Genomic DNA, 13,069 nt, shown 5'->3' on the forward strand with positions numbered 1-13,069 from the left:
TTCGGCGCGCGCCACGTGAGACAAGCTAACCGCGGTTCTCGCACTCCTCGCACATGCCCCACCAGGTGACCTCGGCCTGGTCCACCCGGAATCCCGGTACCGGGCCAGGTTCGAGGCACGGCGCGGCGCCGACCGCGCACGGCACGTCCTGAATGCGTCCGCAACCACGGCACACCAGGTGGTGGTGGTTGTCGTCAAGCTCCACTTCGAACCGGGCCGGCGACCCGGCCGGCTCCAGCGAGCGCAGCAGCCGGGCGCCGACCAGGTCGTCCAGCACGTTGTACAGCCCCTGCCGGGACAACGCGCCGACCGCGCCTTCGGCGGAGAGCGAGGACGCGATCTCGGCGGCGGTGACGTGCGGAGTCCGGGCGACCGCCGCCAGCACCGCGCGCCGCTGCGGCGTGACGCGCAGGCCCTTGTCGCGCAACCGCGCCGCTAACTCGTCCATGGCCGCGAGCGTACCCGCGGAGTTGACCGGATCAATTCTGTCGTGCACCGGCTCACAGTCCCAGAGTTGACCTGATCCTAGGTTTGACTGGATCAACTTTAGGGTTGACAATGGTGCCGTGCTCACGACCCCGGTTCCTTCCGACGCTCCCGTGGACGTCCGGCTCCGGCGCGCCGGACTGCGCGTGACGACCGTGCGGCAAGTCGTGCTCGAAGTACTGGCCGACCACCCGCACGTCACCGTCGCCGAACTGCTGCCGCTGGTCCGCACCCGGTTGCGGATGGCCTCCACCCGCGCGGTGCACGACGTGCTCGCCACCGGCGTCGCCGCCGGCCTGGTGCACAGGTTCGACCACGTCGGAGTCGCCCAGCGCTACGAGATGTCCGGCTTCGACCATTCGCACCTGCTGTGCCGGCAATGCGGCCGGCTGGAGGCGACCGCCCCGACCGACTCCCCCGGCGAAGCGATCTCTGGACTCTGCACGTCCTGCAGGTAGCCGTCGCGCGCCACCCAGCCTTGCGCCGGTGAAGGACCCTTGCTGGACCCAGATTCCCGTCAGGGCCCCTTCACGGACCGAGTCGCATTACCTCAGGCGTAATTTACATACAGACTGAATGTATGTATCTTCCGGTGCATGACCTCACAAGAAGCGCTCGGCGCCCAGCACCTCCTCCCCCTCGCCCAAGGCACCCTCCGCTACTACGACCGGGGCGAACCCGGCGCCCGCCCGGTCGTCTTCGTGCACGGTGTCCTCACCAACGCCCTCCTTTGGCGCAAAGTCGTCCCCACCGTCGCCGACGCCGGATTCCGCTGCCTCGCCCCCGATCTCCCGCTCGGCTCGCACACCACCCCGATGCGGCCGGACGCCGACCTCAGCGCACCCGCCGTAGCCACCCTCCTCGGCGACTTCCTCACCGCACTGGACCTGGAAGACGCGATCCTCGTCGCGAACGACACCGGCGGGGCCATCACCCAGCTCCTGCTCGCCCGTTACCCGGACCGCGTCGGCAAAGTCGTGCTCACCCCGTCGGACAGCTTCGAGTACTTCTTCCCGCCGATCTTCCGCCCGCTGCCGAAGATCGCCCGCATCCCCGGCTCGATGTCCGTCCTCGGCCAGCTGCTGCGGATCAGGGCCCTGTACCGGCTGCCGCTCCTCTTCGGCTGGGTCGCCAAACGCCCGCTGCCGCCCGCCATCGCCGAGGAGTACCTCGGAAAGCTCCGCAAGTCCAAGGGAGTGCGCCGAGACCTGCGCAAGTTCCTCCGCACCGTCCACTCCCGGCACACCCTCGCCGCGGCCGAGAAACTGCGTCAGTTCAACCAGCCAGTCCTGCTCGTCTGGCCGCCGGAGGAAAAGCTGTTCCCGATCAGCCTCGCCCACCGGTTGGCGGCCGTGCTGCCGGACGCTGAACTGGTCGAGGTCCCGGATTCCTACACCTTCGTCTCCGAAGACCAGCCGGACGCACTGGCCGGCCACATCAAACGATTCGCCGCCGCCATGGCAGATTAGGTGCGTGCGACGTACCCAGCAGGAACGCTCCGACGCGACGCGAGCCGCCCTGATCACGGCCGCGCGCGACCTGTTCGGCGCGCGCGGCTACCACGATGTGCCCGCCGAAGAAATCACGCGCACGGCAGGTGTCACCCGAGGCGCGCTGTACCACCACTTCGGCGACAAGAAGGGCCTCTTCCGCGCCGTAGTCGAAGTGCTGGAACGAGAGCTGACCAACGAGGTGGACGCCGTGCTCGGCGATGCGGCAAACCCGCTGTCCGGCCTCGCTACCGCGCTGGGCGTCTTCCTCGACGCGTGCCTGCGCGAGGAAGTCCGGCGGATCTCCCTCACCGATGCGCCCGCCGTGCTGGGCTGGGAGGAATGGCGGCAGATCGAAGCCGCCTACGGCCTGGGTCTCGTCACGGAAAACCTGGCCAAGGCCCGGGACTCCGGCTTGATCGCCGACACTCCGGTGGAGACGCTGGCACAGCTGGTCCTCAGCACCGTGATGGAAGCCGCCCGGATGATCGCCGTCGCGGACGACCCGGACCGAGTGCGCGCCGACGTGCAGCAAGTGTTCGCCGGCTGGCTGTCCGGATTGCTCCGGCCGGCCTGACCGGCCGGGATGCGCCGCCGCCGACAACCGGGCACCATCGCCAAGACCGGAGGTGACCAGCCCATGCCCAACCCGCGAGCGCGTGCCCTCGGCGCGGCCCTGCGAACCGCCCGCTCCGAAGCGAACCTCGACCTCCCGCAGCTGGCCCGGCACCTCGGCGTCTCGCCCGGCCAGCTGTCCGGCTGGGAACAAGGCGAACCTGTCCCGCTGCCGGAGGAGGTCGCCGGAATCCTCGGCGCGCTGGGCGTGGTCGGCGACCGCAAAGCCCGGATTCGTTCGCTGGCCCGAGCCGCCGCCGGTTCCGCCTGGTTCACCCCGGGAACGCAGGCCGACCGCACCCACTACGAGACCCTCGTCTGCTACGAACGAGCAGCCGAACGCCTCTCGGTCTGGGCCCCGATCCTCGTCCCGGATCTGCTGCAGATCCCGGACTACGCCCGCCTCGCCTGCGGCCCGGACCTGCCCCCGGAAGCCGCGCTCGAACCGATCGTCGCCCAGCGCGTCGACCGCGCCCGCATCCTCTCCGGCACCGAAGCGGCGTTCTTCGTCGGCACTGCCGCGCTGGCGAACCACTTCGGCGACGCCGACACCATGCTCCGGCAGGTCCGAAGCCTTCAAGAACTGGCTGCCACCACCGAAATCCGCGTCCTCCCCAGCGAAACCATCGCCGAGGACGCGTTCACTCTGTTCCACGGTCCAGACCCAGCGGTGTACTTCCCGCGGAGCAACACCGGCTTGTTCCTGGTCGACGACCAGGCCGCGCCGTACCCCTCGATCGTCGCCCGGCTGGCCGAAGCCGCGCGGTCGCCCGAGGAATCCCTGCGCACGCTGAGCGAAGTGGCCGGCGAATTCGCCGGTGCGGTTCGCGCCGAACGCCGAGCCGACGACGCCGCCCTCGCCGAGATCCTGAACTCGTGAACGGCGGCGCCGGCGGGAACCGGCGCCGCCCTCGCGAGCAACGGCGTCAGTTCGTCAGATTCCCGAAGCGCCGCAACGTTTCCTCCGCACCGAGCGCCTGCGTGATCGAGTGCAGGTCCGGGCTGCGGGTCGAGCCGGTGATCGCGATCCGGATGATCTGCGACGCCTCGCGGATCGAGCCCGGGTAGGCGTCCGGGTCCTTCTTGAGTTCCTTGGCGTTCTTGGCGAACCCGTGCTTCGCCGCGACGTCGCGGATCTGCTGGAACCATTCCTGGCCGTCGTCGAGCTGCTGGTAGCTCGAGACGAAGTCCGACGCGACCGCGCGCACGACGTCCGCCGGCACGCCCAGCGCGGCGATCCGCTCGTCGTCCGGGCCGGTCGCTTCCTGGTGCAGCTGCGGGAAGAAGAACCCGTAGACGGCGCGGAAATCGCTCCACTTCTTCAGGTCCTTGCGCGGATTCTCGACGCCTTCGCGCTCCACCGCCAGCGCGCGCAGCGCCAGCTCGCGCGAGGACTCCAGCACCGTCTTGAGCTCCGGGTCGAACTGGTCCGCCCACTCCAGCACCGCTTCGAGGATCTCCGTGCCGGACAGCGTCGCGACGTAGTCGGCGGCGAGGTCGTCCAGCTTCACCAGGTCCACCAGCGGGCCGGCGACACCGCACTCGGCCAGGTTGATCGGCGCGTCCAGCGCCTCGGCGAGCGGCATCTCGGCGAGCCGGCCGTTGGCCAGGCCGCGCAGGTAGTACAGCACCGCGGGGACCGGGTAGCCGGCCTCCAGATAGAAGTCGACGGAGGCTTCCGGGTCCTTGCGCTTGGACAGCTTCCGCTTGCTGCCGCCCTCCTGCTTCATCAGCGGCGCGATGTGCGCGTACTGGATCGGCTCGAAGCCCAGCGCATCGAACAGCTGCTGGTGGGTCGGCACCGAAGAGATCCATTCGTCGCCGCGGATCACCAGGTTCACGCGCATCAGGTGATCGTCGACCGCGTGCGCGAAGTGGTAGGTGGGCAGCCGCGGGCTCTGGTCTGAGCTCTTGAGGATCACCACGTCGTTGCGGTTCGCCTCGGCCTCGATGGTGCCGCGGATCGCGTCCGTGAAGCGCACCCGCGCGCCGGTGTCGTCCGGTGCGCGGAAACGGACCACCCACGGCTCGCCCGCGTCGAGCTTCGCCTGCACGTCCTCGGCCGAAGCGTCGCGCCAGATCGCCCACGAGCCGTAGTAACCGGTCGGCAGCTTCGTCGCCTGCTGGCGCGCGGTGATGGACGCCAGCTCGTCCTTCGTCGCGAAATCGATGTACGCACGGCCTTCGCGCAACAGGTGCCGCACGTAGGTCAGGTAGATCTGCTCGCGCTCGGACTGGCGGTACGGGCCGTACTCACCGCCGCGCAGCGTGTCCTCGTCCGCCTGCAGCCCGAAGTGGGCGAAGCCGCGCTCGAACTGCTCCAGCGCACCTTCGACCTCGCGCGACTGGTCGGTGTCCTCGACACGGACCAGGTAGCGGCCTTCGGAGCGGCGCGCGACGTCCTGGTCGATCGTCGCGACGTAGATGCCGCCGATGTGCACGAAGCCGGTCGGCGACGGGCCGAACCGGGTCACCAACGCGGCGTCGGGCAGCTGCCGGGCCGGGTAGCGCTGCTCCCAGTGCTCCGGCTCGGGCAGATCCGCGGGGAACAGGGCGTCGATGACCGCACGGTCCAGCATCGGGGGTCGGGTCTCCCAGGTCGTTCGAGTGTTCTCGCTAGCCCTTCGAGTATCGCCGACCGTCGTCCTCGCCGGTCGCGCAGGTCCCCGCCGCTCTCGGCAAGGTTGCCAATCGACCGGTTCCGATATATCGTGAAAATGTCGCAATCGTTCGCGACAACTCGGCGACTGCCGCTCACCCGGAGCGGGAGCGCCGCAGCGAAAGGAAGCAAGACCATGAACACCCGACGACGACACCCCTTCCCCGGCGGCCATCACGAACACGGCGAGCACGACCAGCGCAGGCGGTCTTCGTTCGGCCCGTGGGGCCGCGACTTCGGAGACTTCGGCTTCGGCCCCGGCGGTCCGCGCGGCCGGCACGGCCACGGTCCGGGCGGACGCCGCGGACCGGGCCCCCGGCGCGGCCGGCGCGGCGACGTGCGAGCGGCGATCCTCACCCTGCTCGCGGAGCAGCCGCGGCACGGATACGAGATCATCCGCGAGATCGGGGAGCGCAGCGGCGGCCTGTGGAAGCCCAGCCCCGGCTCGATCTACCCGACCCTGCAGATGCTGGCCGACGAGGGCCTGGTGGTGAGCCGCGACGAGAGCGGCAAGAAGCTCTTCGAGCTCACCGACGAGGGCCGCGCCACCGCCGAGCAGCAGACCGGCACTCCGCCGTGGGAGCACTTCGCCGACGACGTCGACCCGGTCGAGCACGACCTGCGCAAGGCAGGCGCGACGCTCGCCGCGGCCGTGGTCCAGGTGATGCGCGCGGGCAGCGCTAACCAGCAGTCCCGCGTGGTGGACGTGCTCAACGAAGCACGCCGCTCGATCTACTCGATCCTCGGCGAGGTCGAGGACGAGGACTCCGGCGAGACGGCCGAATGACCGGGCAGGACGAGGCCGGTGGGTTTGACGCGGCAATGCACGCGATAGCCCACCGGCAGCGTCACCTCGCCCGGTCCCGGGTTCAGCCGGCGCACCTCGGCGATCGCACGCTGCGCGACCCGTGCGCTGAACTCGATCTTCAGCACTGATTCCGCCTCGGCGAAGTCCGCGAAGCGCCATCGCGTGCTCACCCGCCGGCAAGTGAACCCTTGCTCGGCGAAGAACCGTTCCACCGCGGGCGGGTCGTAGTGCGGCAAGTCCGCCCGCATCCATCCGCCGTATGGCTCGCTCGCCACGTCGAGGTCGACGATGACCGTCGTGCCTCCGGGCCGCAGCACCCTTTCCGCCTCGCGCAACCCGGGTTCGCAGCCAGGGCCGAAGAAGTACGCGGTGCGCGCGTGCACGATGTCCGCGCTGGCGTCGTCCGCGGGCACCTGCTGGGCTCGTCCGACCCGAACCCGCACGTTGTCCAGATCCCGCACCCGCCGCTCCGCGTCCCGCGCGAGCGGCGGGTGTGGTTCCACGCCGAGCACCGAACGCGCGTCCGCGGCGAAGACCGGCAAGTGGTAGCCGTCGCCGCAACCGAGGTCGAGGACGTCGCGGCCGGTCCAGTCGGCTTCCTCGCGGACGGCGCGCCAAATGTCTCCGTCGACGTCCTGCGCGCGGTTCTCGATGGCGTAAACCTGCTGGTGGTACCAAATGTTGGGGCTGGGGACGACTTCCCCGGACTTGGCCGGGCCGCGGGAGAACCAGCGCACAGGCCCTCCTCTCCCGCACCGGGCCGGCCGCGGGTGCGACCGGGTTTCCCGCTCAAAGCGTAGAACCCCGCTGCGGCGAATAGACTTCTCCCTCTCGGGAGGAGGCCATCATGTCTGTCGGCTGGGCCGGCACCCGCGCGATCCCGGCAGGTCTGCCGTGCTGGATCGAAGTGGCGTGCCGCGACGAAGCGCGAATCCAGGACTTCTATTCCCGCCTGTTCGGCTGGGAATACACGGCACGGAGAGACCCGGCCGCCCCGAACGGCAGATACTGGATCGCTTCCGCCGGCGGCGTCGCGGCCGGAGGCCTGTACCAGGCAGGGGCCCGCAGCGCGCCGGGCTGGACGCTGCAGCTGTCCGTGCCGCACACCGCCAGCGCGGCCGAATGGGTGGAACACCTCGGCGGGCAAGTCGTGCTCGGCCCGGTCGCGATCCCCGAGCGCGGCAGCATCGTGCACACCATCGACGCCTGCGGCGCGCCGGTGGTGTTCTGGGAGGCCCCGCCGGACTGGGAATTCGCCAGCGGCGTACCCAACGCGTTCAGCGGCGCGGACCTCAACACGCACGACGGCGCGGCGGCGGATCACTTCTACACCAAGCTGTTCAGCTATTCGAGCCGTCAGGTCGGCGACGGCGAAACCGTCGACTACGCCGAATACTCGCTGGAGCACACACCGGTGCTGTACCGGTACGTGATGGGCCCGGAGTACGGCCCGGACACTCCCCCGCACTGGCTGGTGTACTTCAAGGCCGAGCCCGCTCGCGGGACCGACGCCACCGCGGGCGAGGCGCTGATGCTGGGAGGTTCGGTGGTGATCGAGCCCTACGACACCGCGTTCGGCCGCACCGCGATCCTCGCCGACCCGGACGGCGCGGTGTTCGCCGTGATCGACCACTCGCGCGTGCTGGAGGACGTCGGCCGGGCCGAGGTCGACGACCCGTACGACGACTGAGTTCTACGCCGGAACGAAAGCTCCGCCCGCTCCGTCCAGGCCGGCTGCTTCCAGTCAGGCCGGAATGAAGGCCGAGAGCAGCAGCCAGGACACGACGGCCGAGGGCAGCAACGAGTCGAGCCGGTCCATGATGCCGCCGTGGCCGGGCAGCAGCGTGCCCATGTCCTTGATGCCGAGGTCGCGTTTGATCAGCGACTCGACCAGGTCGCCGAGCGTCGCGGTGAGCACGATCGCCGCGCCGAAGAGCGCGCCCTGCCAGGCGTGGCCGTTGAGCATCAGGCTGAGGGTGAGGACGCCGGCGGCGATGCCGGCGATCATCGAACCGGCGAAGCCCTCCCAGGACTTCTTCGGGCTGATCGTGGGCGCCATCGGGTGTTTGCCGCCGAGCACGCCGGCGATGTAGCCGCCGGTGTCGGAGGCGACGACGGCGATGAGGAACGCGAGGACCCGCCCGACCCCGTCCGCCGGCGGCACCAGCATCGCCGCGAAGGCGCCGAACAACGGCAGGTACGCGGCGGCGAAAACCGAGGCGCCGACGTCGCGGACGTAGCCGTTGGCCCCGCCGGGCAGCCGCCAGAGCAGGCAGGCGAGCACGGTGAGCACGAACGCGGTGAGCGCGCCTTCGCGGCCGTACGGCCAGGCGAGCCAGATCATCGCCTGCCCGCCGACGAGCACCGGGATCAACGCGACCTTGGTATTCGCGACCCGGCGCAGCACACCGGAGAACTCGACCGTGCCGACCGCGATCGCGGCGGCGATCACCCCGATGAAGAGGAACCGGACGGTGAGCAGGGAAACGATGATCGCGGCACCGAGCAGCAGCCCGACGCCGATCGCGGCGGGCAGGTTGCGCCCGGCACGAGACGTCTTCTTCGCCGGTTCCGCAGCCGATTTCGCAGCTTTTCCGGGCGCTGCACCGGAATCCGTCGACGAATCCGCCGCGGATTCTGCTTTCTCGGGCACCGCTGGGGTTTCCGCCCCGGCGGGGGGCGGAGTGGGCCGCGATTCCCGCGCCGGGCCGGACGTGGGGTCCGGCTCGGCGGCCGGGTCCGGCGCCGGGGTGTCGTGCACCCGCTCGTCGCGTTCCTCGCTCACCTGGCTCATCAGACCTCGAGCAGCTCGGCTTCCTTGTGTTTCACCAGCTCGTCGACCTGGTGGACGTAGGTGTCGGTGAGGTTCTGCAGTTCCTTCTCCGCGCGCGCGACCTCGTCCTCGCCGGCTTCGCCGTCCTTGGCGATGCGGTCGAGCTCTTCCTTGGCCTTGCGGCGGACACTGCGGATGGAGACGCGCGCGTCCTCGCCCTTGCCCTTGGCGACCTTCACCATCTCCTTGCGCCGCTCCTCGGTGAGCTGCGGGATGACGATGCGGATCACGGTGCCGTCGTTGCTCGGGTTGACGCCGAGGTCGGACTCGCGGATCGCCTTCTCGACGGCGACCAGCTGCGTCTGGTCGTAGGGCTTGACCAGCGCCATCCGCGCCTCCGGCACGGACACGCTGGCCAGCTGGTTCAGCGGGGTCGGCGCGCCGTAGTAGTCGACGACGATGCGGGAGAACATCGACGGGGTCGCCCGCCCGGTCCGCACCGAGGCGAGGTCCTCCTTCGCCACGGACACCGCTTTTTCCATCTTCTCCTCGGCGTCGAGGAGGGTCTCGTCGATCACGGCTACTCCCGGTGTTGTGATTGTCGAAGCTGTGCTTGATCCCAGCAGGTCTAGGCGGAAGCCTCGGCAGCGGGGGTGGCGACCAGCGTGCCGATCCTCTCACCACCGACCGCGCGCGCGATGTTGCCCTCGGTCAGCAGGTTGAACACGATCATCGGCATCTTGTTGTCCATGCAGAGGCTGAACGCGGTGGCGTCGGCGACCTTGAGACCGCGCTCGAGCACCTCGCGGTGGCTGATCTCGTTGAACATCTCCGCGTCCGGGTCCGTCTTCGGGTCCGCGGTGTAGACGCCGTCGACGGCCTTCGCCATCAGCACGGCTTCGCAGCCGAGTTCGAGCGCGCGCTGCGCGGCCGCGGTGTCGGTGGAGAAGTAGGGCATCCCGACGCCGGCGCCGAAGATCACGACGCGGCCCTTCTCGAGGTGGCGCTCCGCGCGCCGCGGGATGTAGGGCTCGGCGACCTGGCCCATCGTGATCGCGGTCTGCACGCGTGTGGGCAGGCCCTCCTTTTCCAGGAAGTCCTGCAGCGCCAGGCAGTTCATCACGGTGCCGAGCATCGCCATGTAGTCGGCGCGGTCGCGGTCCATGCCGCGCTGGGAAAGCTCCGCGCCGCGGAAATAGTTGCCGCCGCCGATCACCACCGCGATCTGCACCCCGGTGCGCGCGACGTCGGCGATCTGCTTGGCGACCGAATGCACGACGTCGGGATCGACTCCGACCGCGCCTCCGCCGAACATCTCGCCGCCCAGCTTCAGCAGCACCCGGCGGTATCCGCCCTCGACTCGGACGTCACCCATGTCTGTCGCCTCCTGCCCCTCGTAGACCCGACTGTGCCCCGTCCCCGATTCACGGAGACGGGGCACAGTGCCAGAACCTAGTCCCAGTGCCTCGCTCAGGCCTGGCCGACCTCGAACCGGGCGAACCGGGTCAGGGTCACGCCGGCCTCGTCGAGCAGGGCCTTGACGGTCTTCTTGTTGTCCTTGACCGACGGCTGCTCGAGCAGCACGTTGTCCTTGTAGTACGCGGTGACCTTGCCCTCGATGATCTTCGGCAGCGCCTGCTCCGGCTTGCCTTCCTCGCGGGCGGTCTGCTCGGCGATGCGGCGTTCGTTCTCGATGATCTCGGCCGGCACCTCCTCGCGGGTCAGGTACTTCGCGCGCAGCGCGGCGACCTGCATGGCGGCACCGCGGGCGGCGTTGACGTCGTCGCCGGTGAACTCGACCAGCACGCCGACGGCCGGCGGGAGGTCGGAGCCGCGGCGGTGCAGGTAGGTCGCGGTCTGGCCCTCGAAGGAGACCACGCGGCGCAGCTCGAGCTTCTCGCCGATGCGGGCGGACAGCTCCTGCACGGCCTCGTTGACCGGCTTGCCGCCCAGGTCAGCGGCCTTGAGCGCCTCGACGTCGCTGGTCTTCAGCGCCTTCGCGGCCTCGACGATCTTCGCCGCGAGCTGCTGGAACTCGTCGTTCTTGGCGACGAAGTCGGTTTCCGAGTCGAGCTCGATCAGGATGCCGCCGTCGCCGGCCACCAGGCCCTCGGCGGTGGCGCGCTCGGCGCGCTTGCCGACGTCCTTGGCACCCTTGATGCGCAGGAACTCGACGGCCTTCTCGAAGTCGCCGTCGTTCTCCTCGAGCGCCTTCTTGCAGTCCATCATGCCCGCGCCGGTCATCTCGCGCAGGCGCTTCACGTCAGCGGCGGTGTAGTTCGCCATCGTGTTGAATCCGTCCGTTTCAGGTACGTGTGCGGTGAGCAGTGCCCGGGCGGCCCTGCGCGGACCGCCCGGGCACGATGGATCAGGAGTTGGCCGGAGCCTGCTCGTCGGCGGCAGCCGGAGCGGCCTCGGCCTCGGTCGAGGCAGCGTCGGTCGCAGCGGCGGCGTCGGTCGCGGCAGCGGCCTCAGTCGCGTCCGCGGCGGCGGTCTCCGAGCCCGCGAGGAGCTCCTTTTCCCACTCGGCCAGCGGCTCTTCCGAAGCGCTGGTCTCCGGCTTCGCGTCGGCCGACCCGCCGTTGCGGCCCGAACGGGCCATCAGGCCGGCGGCAGCCGCCTCGGCGACCACCTTGGTGAGCAGCGCGGCGGAGCGGATCGCGTCGTCGTTGCCCGGGATCGGGTAGTCGACCTCGTCCGGGTCGCAGTTCGTGTCCAGGATCGCGACGACCGGGATGTTCAGCTTGCGAGCCTCGCCGACGGCGATGTGCTCCTTCTTGGTGTCGACGATCCACACCGCGGACGGCACCTTGGCCATGTCGCGGATACCGCCGAGGGTCTTCTCGAGCTTGTCCTTCTCACGGGTCAGCGTGAGAATTTCGCGCTTGGTGAGGCCGGCGAAGCCGCCGGTCTGCTCCTGCGCCTCGAGCTCCTTCAGGCGGAGAAGACGCTTGTGCACGGTCTGGAAGTTGGTCAGCATGCCGCCGAGCCAGCGCTGGTTGACGTAGGGCATGCCCACGCGCGCGGCCTCGTTGGCGATCGCTTCCTGAGCCTGCTTCTTGGTGCCGACGAACATGATGGTGCCGCCGTGCGCGACGGTTTCCTTGATGAACTCGTACGCACGGTCGATGTAGGTCAGCGTCTGCTGCAGGTCGATGATGTAGATGCCGTTGCGCTCGGTGAAGATGTAGCGCTTCATCTTCGGGTTCCACCGACGGGTCTGGTGTCCGAAGTGCACGCCGCTGTCGAGCAGCTGCTTCATGGTGACGACGGCCATTGCCGGAATCACACCTTCTCTGTAGTCACGCGCTCCCGCCGCAGGTTTCGTCCTGTGCGGAGACGCTGTTCCGGTTTGTCGCTGGCCACCGGGCGGCTGCCAGCCCTGGTGCAGTAGCCGATGCCCGGACCCGACGGGTTTGCAGTGCGAAACCCCAGGGACCGCCGGACACCGTGCGCCCCTCCGTCCGGGTCCCGCGCGAGGCGGACCGTCCGGGGAACGCGCGCACGTGCACGCGAAGTCAGCCCAGCAAGTGGACTGCGCACATGATTCTACCCCCTGCCACCAGCCCCGTCCCTGCGGGCAGCCTTCGCCCGGCCGAGAGTTGTCCACAACCGCACAAGCCTGTGGACAACTGCCGATGACGGACGGGCTGGCACCAGCTGGTCGGCGAGCATGGAGGCATGACCGCTGATCGAGGTTTTTCCCGCTTTTTCGCTGCTGGTTTCGCCGGTTTCGCTGGCGGTTCTGATGGTGGTTCTGATGGCGATCCTGCTGATGGTGCGACGTGCACCGAGGGGTTGGCGAGGTCTCTTGACGACGCTGCCGGTGCACCCGCGCCGCCGCCTGTTCTGCCCCTGCCTCCGCCACCCGCGCATCCGGTCGTCCAAGCGACCGCAGCACTGCTCTGCTGCTCCCAGGCCACCCGGTTGTCCGGCAGAGCGGACTCACCGCCCGCAGGTCCGGCCGGCGGACTCCGCACCAGCATCGTCCCCAGCACCGACGCGCTCTTCGCCGAGCGCCCGCTCCCCCGAAGCGGCCGTCACCGAAGAACGCCCGCCCGGCCGCCCATCCACCGCGTCGCCGCGTCGAGACTTCGAACGGCGTACTCCGCGACCTTCATGACGACCAGCGCCACTGCCCGATACTCGATCTTCGCCATCCGCCACACCCTCTTCGTCCTCCGCAGATTCGTCGGGCATCCGCCTCGCGCCGCCGAGCCGGGCCGCCTCCCCCGAAT

At 69.6% G+C, this 13,069-nt stretch carries 14 protein-coding genes; 6 read left to right on the forward strand and 8 right to left on the reverse strand.

The window, feature by feature from the left end; genetic code table 11:
• Positions 1 to 25: 25 nt before the first annotated feature.
• Positions 26 to 448 carry a Fur family transcriptional regulator gene (locus tag AMYBE_RS0122440; protein WP_020661637.1) on the reverse strand — a complete coding sequence of 141 codons (423 nt, stop codon included), beginning with the start codon at positions 446 to 448 and terminating at the stop codon, positions 26 to 28.
• 118 nt (positions 449 to 566) lie between these two features.
• Between AMYBE_RS0122440 and AMYBE_RS42150 the strand changes: the two genes are divergently transcribed.
• The 4 genes from AMYBE_RS42150 to AMYBE_RS42155 all read left to right on the forward strand — a co-directional run bounded on the left by AMYBE_RS42150 (position 567) and on the right by AMYBE_RS42155 (position 3,471).
• Complete coding sequence (locus tag AMYBE_RS42150; protein ID WP_020661638.1) at positions 567 to 944, forward strand: Fur family transcriptional regulator; 378 nt, start codon at positions 567 to 569, stop codon at positions 942 to 944.
• A gap of 138 nt (positions 945 to 1,082) precedes the next feature.
• Complete coding sequence (locus tag AMYBE_RS0122450) at positions 1,083 to 1,955, forward strand: alpha/beta fold hydrolase (RefSeq protein WP_020661639.1); 873 nt, start codon at positions 1,083 to 1,085, stop codon at positions 1,953 to 1,955.
• Positions 1,956 to 1,959: 4 nt separating this feature from the next.
• Positions 1,960 to 2,553, forward strand: coding sequence for a TetR/AcrR family transcriptional regulator (locus AMYBE_RS0122455; RefSeq protein WP_020661640.1), 594 nt, complete (start codon positions 1,960 to 1,962; stop codon positions 2,551 to 2,553).
• A 63-nt stretch (positions 2,554 to 2,616) separates the two neighbouring features.
• On the forward strand, positions 2,617 to 3,471 hold the full coding sequence (locus AMYBE_RS42155) for a helix-turn-helix domain-containing protein (RefSeq protein WP_020661641.1): 855 nt from the start codon (positions 2,617 to 2,619) through the stop codon (positions 3,469 to 3,471).
• A gap of 46 nt (positions 3,472 to 3,517) precedes the next feature.
• On the opposite strand, the gene AMYBE_RS0122465 is transcribed toward AMYBE_RS42155, so the two are convergent.
• Entirely contained in the window at positions 3,518 to 5,170 is a 1,653-nt protein-coding gene (locus tag AMYBE_RS0122465; protein WP_020661642.1) for a glutamate--tRNA ligase, read from the reverse strand.
• Between the two features lie 216 nt (positions 5,171 to 5,386).
• Here AMYBE_RS0122465 and AMYBE_RS0122470 point away from each other — a divergent pair, with 216 nt between their 5' ends.
• On the forward strand, positions 5,387 to 6,037 hold the full coding sequence (locus AMYBE_RS0122470; protein WP_020661643.1) for a PadR family transcriptional regulator: 651 nt from the start codon (positions 5,387 to 5,389) through the stop codon (positions 6,035 to 6,037).
• On the opposite strand, the gene AMYBE_RS0122475 is transcribed toward AMYBE_RS0122470, so the two are convergent.
• Positions 5,983 to 6,795 carry a class I SAM-dependent methyltransferase gene (locus AMYBE_RS0122475; protein ID WP_020661644.1) on the reverse strand — a complete coding sequence of 271 codons (813 nt, stop codon included), beginning with the start codon at positions 6,793 to 6,795 and terminating at the stop codon, positions 5,983 to 5,985. The two genes, AMYBE_RS0122470 and AMYBE_RS0122475, sit on opposite strands and share 55 nt — an antisense overlap.
• 110 nt (positions 6,796 to 6,905) lie before the next feature.
• On the opposite strand from AMYBE_RS0122475, the gene AMYBE_RS0122480 reads away from it, so the two are divergent.
• Positions 6,906 to 7,748, forward strand: a complete 843-nt coding sequence (locus AMYBE_RS0122480) for a VOC family protein (protein WP_020661645.1) — start codon at positions 6,906 to 6,908, stop codon at positions 7,746 to 7,748.
• A 54-nt stretch (positions 7,749 to 7,802) separates the two neighbouring features.
• Here AMYBE_RS0122480 and AMYBE_RS0122485 read toward each other — a convergent pair whose 3' ends face one another.
• The 5 genes from AMYBE_RS0122485 to rpsB all read right to left on the reverse strand — a co-directional run bounded on the left by AMYBE_RS0122485 (position 7,803) and on the right by rpsB (position 12,108).
• On the reverse strand, positions 7,803 to 8,852 hold the full coding sequence (locus tag AMYBE_RS0122485; protein ID WP_020661646.1) for a phosphatidate cytidylyltransferase: 1,050 nt from the start codon (positions 8,850 to 8,852) through the stop codon (positions 7,803 to 7,805).
• Entirely contained in the window at positions 8,852 to 9,409 is a 558-nt protein-coding gene (frr, locus tag AMYBE_RS0122490; RefSeq protein WP_020661647.1) for a ribosome recycling factor, read from the reverse strand. The genes AMYBE_RS0122485 and frr overlap by 1 nt, the downstream gene beginning before the upstream one ends.
• A gap of 50 nt (positions 9,410 to 9,459) precedes the next feature.
• On the reverse strand, positions 9,460 to 10,206 hold the full coding sequence (gene pyrH / locus AMYBE_RS0122495) for a UMP kinase (protein ID WP_020661648.1): 747 nt from the start codon (positions 10,204 to 10,206) through the stop codon (positions 9,460 to 9,462).
• A gap of 95 nt (positions 10,207 to 10,301) precedes the next feature.
• Complete coding sequence (gene tsf, locus AMYBE_RS0122500; RefSeq protein WP_020661649.1) at positions 10,302 to 11,117, reverse strand: translation elongation factor Ts; 816 nt, start codon at positions 11,115 to 11,117, stop codon at positions 10,302 to 10,304.
• 82 nt (positions 11,118 to 11,199) lie between these two features.
• Complete coding sequence (gene rpsB / locus AMYBE_RS0122505; protein ID WP_020661650.1) at positions 11,200 to 12,108, reverse strand: 30S ribosomal protein S2; 909 nt, start codon at positions 12,106 to 12,108, stop codon at positions 11,200 to 11,202.
• Between the last annotated feature and the right edge of the window lie 961 nt (positions 12,109 to 13,069).

The organism is Amycolatopsis benzoatilytica AK 16/65, from assembly GCF_000383915.1.
GTDB classification, from domain to species: Bacteria; Actinomycetota; Actinomycetes; order Mycobacteriales; family Pseudonocardiaceae; genus Amycolatopsis; species Amycolatopsis benzoatilytica.